Below are 6,865 nucleotides of genomic sequence, written 5' to 3' on the forward strand. Positions count from 1 at the left end.
CCGGCTGGCGGGGCGCAGCGTCCGGCCCCGGGTGGGCCGGCCCTGTTCCAGGCACCGTCCCGCAAGTCGGCGGACTGAGTTTTCACCGGGCCCGCGCCAGCCTCAACGCCGCTGGCAGGCAGGCCCCAGCCCCGTCGGGTTCAGGCCTTGGCCTGGGGCGCAGGGCGGGTACGGTAGAACTGCATGGGGAACTCTTGCATTTCCTTGGCATGCTGGTTCAGCACCGAGGGCTTCATCTTGCCGACCACGTGCATCTCGCAGGGCTTGCAGTCAAAGCGCAGGGTCAGCTTTTCCTTGCCGTTGATCAGCTGCAGCGGCTCGGCCTTGATCGTGCCCTTGACGCCGATCACGCCCTTGGCCTGCTTGGGGCACAGGCTCATGGAGTAGCGCACGCAGTGCTTGGTGATCATCAGACTGACTTCACCCAGCTCTTCCTTGCTCTCGTAGGCCGCATCGATCACCTTCACGCCGTGCTTGACGTAGAAGTCGTGCGCCTTCTGGTTGTAGACGTTGGCCAGGTAGCTCAACGTGTCTTCGGGGAAGGGCACGGGGGGCTCGACCGGTTTTGCACGCGGCAGGCGCACCAAGCCGGCCGCGCGCGCGGCTTCCAGCGCTTGCAGCGCATCGCGGCGCAGCTGGTTCAGGGCCGAGGCCGGCACAAACCAGGGCTGGGTGATGGAGAGGCTGATGTCGTGCACCGCAAAGATCGACGCGCCAAAGCGGCCCAGCTGCTCGCGCAGCGTGGCTTCGGCCTTGCTGGCATCGGTGGCGGCTTGGTGTTCCTGCGCAATCGTGGCTTGGCCCACCCAGCCGTCTTCGTCGGTCAGCGTCAGCGCAAAGCCGTCGGCGGTTTCCCGGAACTCGGCCCACAGGCCGATGCGGCGGTCGCTGGACTTCTTGTCCAGCATGCGCACCCAGTTCATGTCGCGGTTGCGGTTGACCTCCAGACCCTTGCGCAGGTCCTTGAAGCCGGCAATCGGGTCCTTGGGGAAAACGCGCCAGATGCCCTTTTTGGAATGCACGCTCTCGGCGCGGTTGATGTGCACGCCCACCAGTTCCTTTTGCAGGTCGTAGTAGCACAGGCCGTCGCCGTTGTTGAAGACGGCGGCCTTGTCGTGGCTCTCGAACTCGAACCACTTGTCGCCCACCTGCGTGACCCAGCCCACGGCGCGGCCGGGGGTCTTGGGCGTGTCGAAGGCGCCAATGTCGTCCTTGCGGCCATTGACGAAGTAGTCGGTGAACTCGCGGTTGAAGTTCTGGTCCGGATCGGGGGTGAAGGTGAAGGTGGTCGTGCCCGAGGACGAGCGCGCCAGCGGCATGTCCGAGAACTCCCGCTCTTCGATGATCTCGTCCAGGATTTTGCGGTAGTGGGCCGTGATGTTCTTCACATAGCCCATGTCTTTGTAGCGGCCTTCGATCTTGAAGCTGCGCACGCCCGCATCCACCAGCGCACGCATGTTGTCGGTCTGGTTGTTGTCCTTCATCGACAGCACGTGCTTCTCGTGCGCAATGATGCGGCCCTTGTCGTCCATGACCTCATAAGGCAGGCGGCAGGCCTGGTTGCAGTCGCCGCGGTTGGCGCTGCGGCCCGTGTGGGCGTGGGTGATGTAGCACTGGCCCGAATACGCCACGCACAGCGCGCCGTGGATGAAGTATTCGATGGTGGTGTGCGGGTCCAGCACATCGTGCACGGCCTTGATTTGCTTCAAGTCCAGCTCGCGCGCCAGCACGATTTGGCTCAAGCCCGCGTCTTGCAGGAACTTGGCCTTCTCGGGCGTGCGAATGTCGTTTTGTGTGGAAGCGTGCAACTGGATGGGAGGCAGATCCAGCTCCAGCAAACCCATGTCCTGGATGATCAGCGCATCCGCGCCGATGTGGTACATGTCCCAGGCCATCTTGCGCGCGCCTTCCAGTTCATCGTCGCGCAGGATGGTGTTGAGCGTGATGAAGATGCGGCTGCCGAAGCGGTGGGCGTGCTGGACCAGGCGCTCCAGATCGCGCGTCTCATTGCCTGCCGTGGCGCGCGCGCCAAAGCCGGGGCCGCCGATGTAGACGGCGTCCGCACCGTGGTTCACGGCTTCGATGCCGATTTCGGCATTGCGTGCCGGGGACAAGAGTTCGAGTTGGTGGGGCAGGAGAGACATAGGGGGCGAATTATCCCCGCACCGCCCTGGTTGGTGGCTGGCGGGGGGTATTGCCGTGGCCCTGCGCTGGCGTCCGGGGCTGCGCGGGCATCGCCTGCGCGCGGGTCCTGGCGCCAGGGCTGTCGCGACGGGCGGCGGAGAGGGCATACTTTCCCCAGCATCTTTTTGCCGTCGAGGCCGCCATGGACCTGCACTTCAACACCTACTACACCCTGATTAGTGCCGTCATCGTCTTGCTGCTGGGCAAGTGGCTGGTGGGGCACCTGCGGTGGCTGCGCAACTTCAACATTCCGGAGCCCGTGGCCGGCGGCCTGGTGGCCGCGGCCCTGTGCTACCTGCTGTATGCCGTGCTGGGTTACCGCCTGAGCTTCGACGGCGAGCTGCAGACGGCCTTCATGCTGGTGTTCTTTTCCTCCATCGGTCTGAGTGCCAACTTCTCCAAACTCAAGGAGGGCGGGCGCGCACTGCTCATTTTTCTGGTGGTGATTGCGGTGTTCATCGGGGTGCAGAACGCCGTCGGGGTCAGCCTGGCGACCCTGCTGGGGCTGGACCCGCTGGTGGGACTGATTGCCGGCTCCATGACCTTGCTGGGCGGCCACGGCACCGCCGGGGCCTGGGGCAGCGTGCTGGAGCGCGAACACGGCGTGCAAGGCGCCATGACCCTGGGCATGGCCTGCGCCACCTTCGGCCTGGTGATCGGCGGGCTGGTCGGCGGGCCGCTGGCCAAGTGGCTGATCCGGCGCCACCAGTTGCAGGGCCCGCCCGCGGCGCCCGGCAGTGCGGACAGCCTGGTGGATGCGGCGGCGTACAACTTCGAGTCGCCGCGCAAGACGCGGCTGATCACCACCGACGCGACCATCGAAACCCTGGCCCTGTTTGCCGGCTGCCTGGCCTTCGCCCAACTGATGACGGGGGTGACCGCCGGCATGGCGTTCCAGCTGCCGACCTTCGTCTGGGCACTGGCCGGCGGGGTGCTGATCCGCAACACGCTGGACTATGTGTTCCGCTTCCAGGTGTTTGACCGCGCCATCGATGTGTTCGGCAATGCGGCACTGTCCCTGTACCTGGCGATCGCCTTGCTGTCCCTCAAGCTGTGGGAGCTGGCCGATCTGGCCGGCCCGCTGGTGGTGATCCTGGCTGCCCAGACGGTGGCCATGCTGGTCTATGTGGCTGCTGTGACCTTTCGCGCCATGGGGCGCGACTACGACGCCGCCGTGCTGTGCGCGGGCAATTGCGGCTTCGGCATGGGTGCCACACCCACGGCCGTGGCCAATATGCAGGCCATCACCAACCAGTACGGTCCATCGCACAAGGCGTTCCTGATCGTGCCCATGGTGGGGGCCTTCTTCATCGACCTGCTGAATGCGGTGTTCCTGCAGACGCTGATCAAGCTGCTGGGCTGAGCCCGGCCCCGGGCCACGGGATAATGCGCGCCTATGAATGCTGCCCGCCCTGACCACGCCCATTGGATGCGCCATGCCCTGCGTCTGGCGCAGCAAGCCGCCGCCGCCGGCGAGGTGCCGGTGGGCGCGGTGGTCGTCAAGGACGGGCAGATCGTGGGCGAGGGCGCGAATGCGCCGCTGGCCAGCGGCGACCCCACCGCCCATGCCGAGATCCTGGCCCTGCGCGACGCTGCCCGGCGCCTGGGCAACTACCGGCTCGATGGCTGCACCCTGTATGTGACGCTGGAGCCCTGCACCATGTGCAGCGGCGCCATGCTGCACGCGCGGGTGGAGGCTGTGGTCTACGGCGCGGCCGAGCCCAAGACCGGGGCTGCGGGCTCGGTGCTCGATGTGTTTGGCTATCCCGCCATCAACCACCAGACCCGGGTGGAGCGCGGTGTGCTGGCGCAGGAGTGCGCGGCCGTGCTGGCGCAATTCTTTCAGCAGCGCCGGGCGCAGCACAAAGCGGTGGCCCTGGCCAAGCACCCGCTCAAGGACACGGCGCTGCGCCACTCCGACGGTGCGTTCGCCGATCTGCCGCACTGGCCCTATGCCCCGCAGTGGCGCAGCGACCTGCCATCCCTGGCGGGCCTGCGCATGGCCGTGGTGGACGAAGGACCGCACGATGCCCCGGTGACCTGGCTGTGCCTGCATGGCGCCGCCAGCTGGGGTTATGCTTTTGCTCACGGGCTGCCGGGGCTGCTGCAGGCCGGCCACCGCGTGGTGGTGCCCGATCTGCCGGGCTTTGGCCGTAGCGACCAGCCCAAGCGCGAGCAGGCCCACAGCGCCGCCTGGCACGTCCAGGTGCTGCAGGAGCTGGTCGAGCACCTGGACCTGCGCCAGGTGGTGCTGCTGGGCGCGGGCGATGGCGCCCGCCTGGGGCTGGCCGTGGCCCAGGCCCTGCCCGGGCGCTGGCGGGGGGCCTGGCTGATGGATGCCTGGCCCGATGCCAGTCCACCGCCCGCCCTGGCCGCATGGCTGCAGGCCGCAGCCCGCAAGCCGCGCTGGGACGTGGCCCAGGGCATGGAGCAAGCGGGTTTTGGGCCTTCAGCGCAGAGTGGGTCTGCGCCACTAGCTATCCCTTTTGCACAGCCGGGGCACCGTGCCGCGCTCCAGGCTTGGCCCCGGGTGCAGGCACAGCTGCCGCCCGTGCCGCAGGCGCTGCTGGCCGGCTGGCTGGCGCAGGGGCGCTGTCGCATCAGCCACAGCCGCAGCCATCCACTGGTGCCGGAGCCGGCCTGGCGCCAGGCCTGGCTGGCCGCCGTGCCGGCCCTGGCGCAGCACCCGGAGGCGCTGGTACAGACCCCAGTGCCGCCTCTGGTTCCGGCGCAGGCGGCAGCCAGCGTGCAGTGGGCTATGGAATACTTTGGGCCTACAGCGAAGACGCCCGTCTAGCCAGACCGACCCCCAACCCATCTACGGAGCATGCCACCCCCTGGTGGCATGGAACGCTTTGGCGCATTCCACCAAGAAGAACACCCCCGCCACGCCCGCACACGACCACGATCACGATCACGACCCTGCCTGCTGCGGCGGGCAGGCGGGCTGCGGCCATGACCACGCCGAGGCCCATGCCCACGGCGCGCAGTGCGACCACGATCACCACCACCATGCCCCGGGCGAGGACTGCTGCGGCCACGACCACAGCCACGGGCCCAAGCACATCTACGTCTACTCCCCCTCGGGCGCGGTGCGCGACAAGGCCGCGTTCCGCCGCGCCATCAAGCGCCTGCAGGCCCAGGGCCACGAGGTCGAGGTGGACACCGATGCACTGAGCAGCCACCTGCGCTTTGCCGGTGACGACGCCACGCGTATCGCCGCCATCCACCGCGCAGCGGCCAGCGGCGCCGATGTGGCCCTGATCAGCCGCGGTGGCTATGGGCTGACGCGCATCTTGCCTGGCATCGACTACGCCGCCGTGGCGCAGAGCATTGCCCGTGGCACGCAGTTCGTCGGCCTGAGCGACTTCACCGCCTTCCAAAACGCCTTGCTGGCGCAGACCGGCGCCACCACCTGGGCCGGGCCGGCGCTGATCGCCGACTTTGGCCCGAAGGACGGGGTGGACGACATCCTGCAGGACTGCTTTGACGACCTGCTCTACGGCCATGGCGAAGGGGCCGGCTGGCGCATGCCCAAGCAACCGGCGGGCGCCGTGCCCGAGGATTTCTACGTCGATGGCGGCGCCACCCTGTGGGGCAGCAACCTGGCCGTGCTGGTTTCGCTGCTGGGCACGCCCTATTTCCCGCAAGTGCAGGGCGGCATCCTGTTCCTGGAGGACGTGGGCGAGCACCCCTACAAGATCGAGCGCATGCTCACCCAACTGCTGCACGCCGGCGTGCTGGCCCAGCAAAAGGCCATCGTGTTCGGCCAGTTCACCGAGTTCAAGCTGACCCCGCACGACAAGGGCTACAAGCTGCAAAGCGTCATCGACTGGCTGCGCAGCCAGTTGCGCATTCCCGTGCTGCAAGGCCTGCCGTACGGCCATGTGGCCACCAAGGTGCTGCTGCCCGTGGGCGCGCCGGTGTCGCTGTCGGTCGAAGGGCGCGATGCCCTGATCTACTGGGGCCACACGCACTGAGGGCGCACGGCCCCCACGCCGGGGGCGCACCAGGGGGCAGGTGGCGGCGGCCGGCGCTCGTGCGCGGCGTGTGCCATGCCGGGTCCGGGTGGGGCAGGCGGAATGCGCCCCGGCAAGAGATTGTTTTCGTAGCTGTCAGCGCTTGCTGTATCAGCGTTGGAGCCTGATTGGGCTTGTGATGGGTTAAAGAGGAAAGCCATGGGCAAAGCCGCCTTGGAATGGACGGACGCGATGCTGGCGCAGCTGGGCACCGACAAGGATGCCGTGCTGGCCGAACGCTGGGGCACCACGGCCAAGACCGTGAACCTCAAGCGCAACGCCCTGGGCATTCCGGCCTTCGGCCATGTGCAGTGGACGCCCGAGATGGAAGCCGCCCTGGGCACCGACAGCGATGCCGAGCTGGCGCGGCGCTGGGGGCTGAGCAAGGCCAGTGTGGTGGCTAGGCGCCAGCAGCTGGGCGTGGCCTCGCGGTCCGAGCAGCAGGGGGCGGGCTTTGTCTGGACCCCGCAAGCCGTGGCCCTGCTGGGCACGGCCTCGGACGCCAAGGTGGCGCAGCAGCTGGGGCTGTCGCGCCTGACCGTGTACCACGCGCGCATGGCGCGTGGCATTCCCGCCGCGCACGCCGCAGTCGCCAGACGCTTAGCCCGGCAGGCCGCCGCGCCGCGACCGCGTGAGGGCGCTGTGGCGGGCGGGCTGCGGCT

5 protein-coding genes are annotated in these 6,865 nt (G+C 68.1%); 4 read left to right on the forward strand and 1 reads right to left on the reverse strand.

The window, feature by feature from the left end; genetic code table 11:
* Positions 1-140: 140 nt before the first annotated feature.
* Positions 141-2,144: a peptidase U32 family protein gene (locus SJH88_RS18040; protein ID WP_274755269.1), complete on the reverse strand. Its 2,004-nt coding sequence runs from the start codon at positions 2,142-2,144 to the stop codon at positions 141-143.
* 182 nt (positions 2,145-2,326) lie between these two features.
* On the opposite strand from SJH88_RS18040, the gene gltS reads away from it, so the two are divergent.
* The 4 genes from gltS to SJH88_RS18060 all read left to right on the forward strand — a co-directional run.
* The gene (gltS, locus tag SJH88_RS18045; protein ID WP_274755270.1) at positions 2,327-3,547 is read left to right on the forward strand and encodes a sodium/glutamate symporter; all 1,221 of its coding nucleotides are present in this window, start codon (positions 2,327-2,329) and stop codon (positions 3,545-3,547) included.
* A gap of 33 nt (positions 3,548-3,580) precedes the next feature.
* Positions 3,581-4,981, forward strand: coding sequence for a tRNA adenosine(34) deaminase TadA (gene tadA, locus SJH88_RS18050; protein ID WP_420921756.1), 1,401 nt, complete (start codon positions 3,581-3,583; stop codon positions 4,979-4,981).
* 58 nt (positions 4,982-5,039) lie between these two features.
* Positions 5,040-6,164 (forward strand): LD-carboxypeptidase, encoded by a 1,125-nt coding sequence (locus SJH88_RS18055; protein WP_420921757.1) that lies wholly within the window; start codon positions 5,040-5,042, stop codon positions 6,162-6,164.
* A 198-nt stretch (positions 6,165-6,362) separates the two neighbouring features.
* Positions 6,363-6,865, forward strand: a 503-nt coding sequence (locus tag SJH88_RS18060; protein WP_274755271.1) for a hypothetical protein, incomplete at its 3' end; no start/stop codon positions are given.

The sequence above is a fragment of the Comamonas sp. GCA5 genome, assembly GCF_036541385.1.
Lineage (GTDB): Bacteria > Pseudomonadota > Gammaproteobacteria > Burkholderiales > Burkholderiaceae_C > Comamonas > Comamonas aquatica.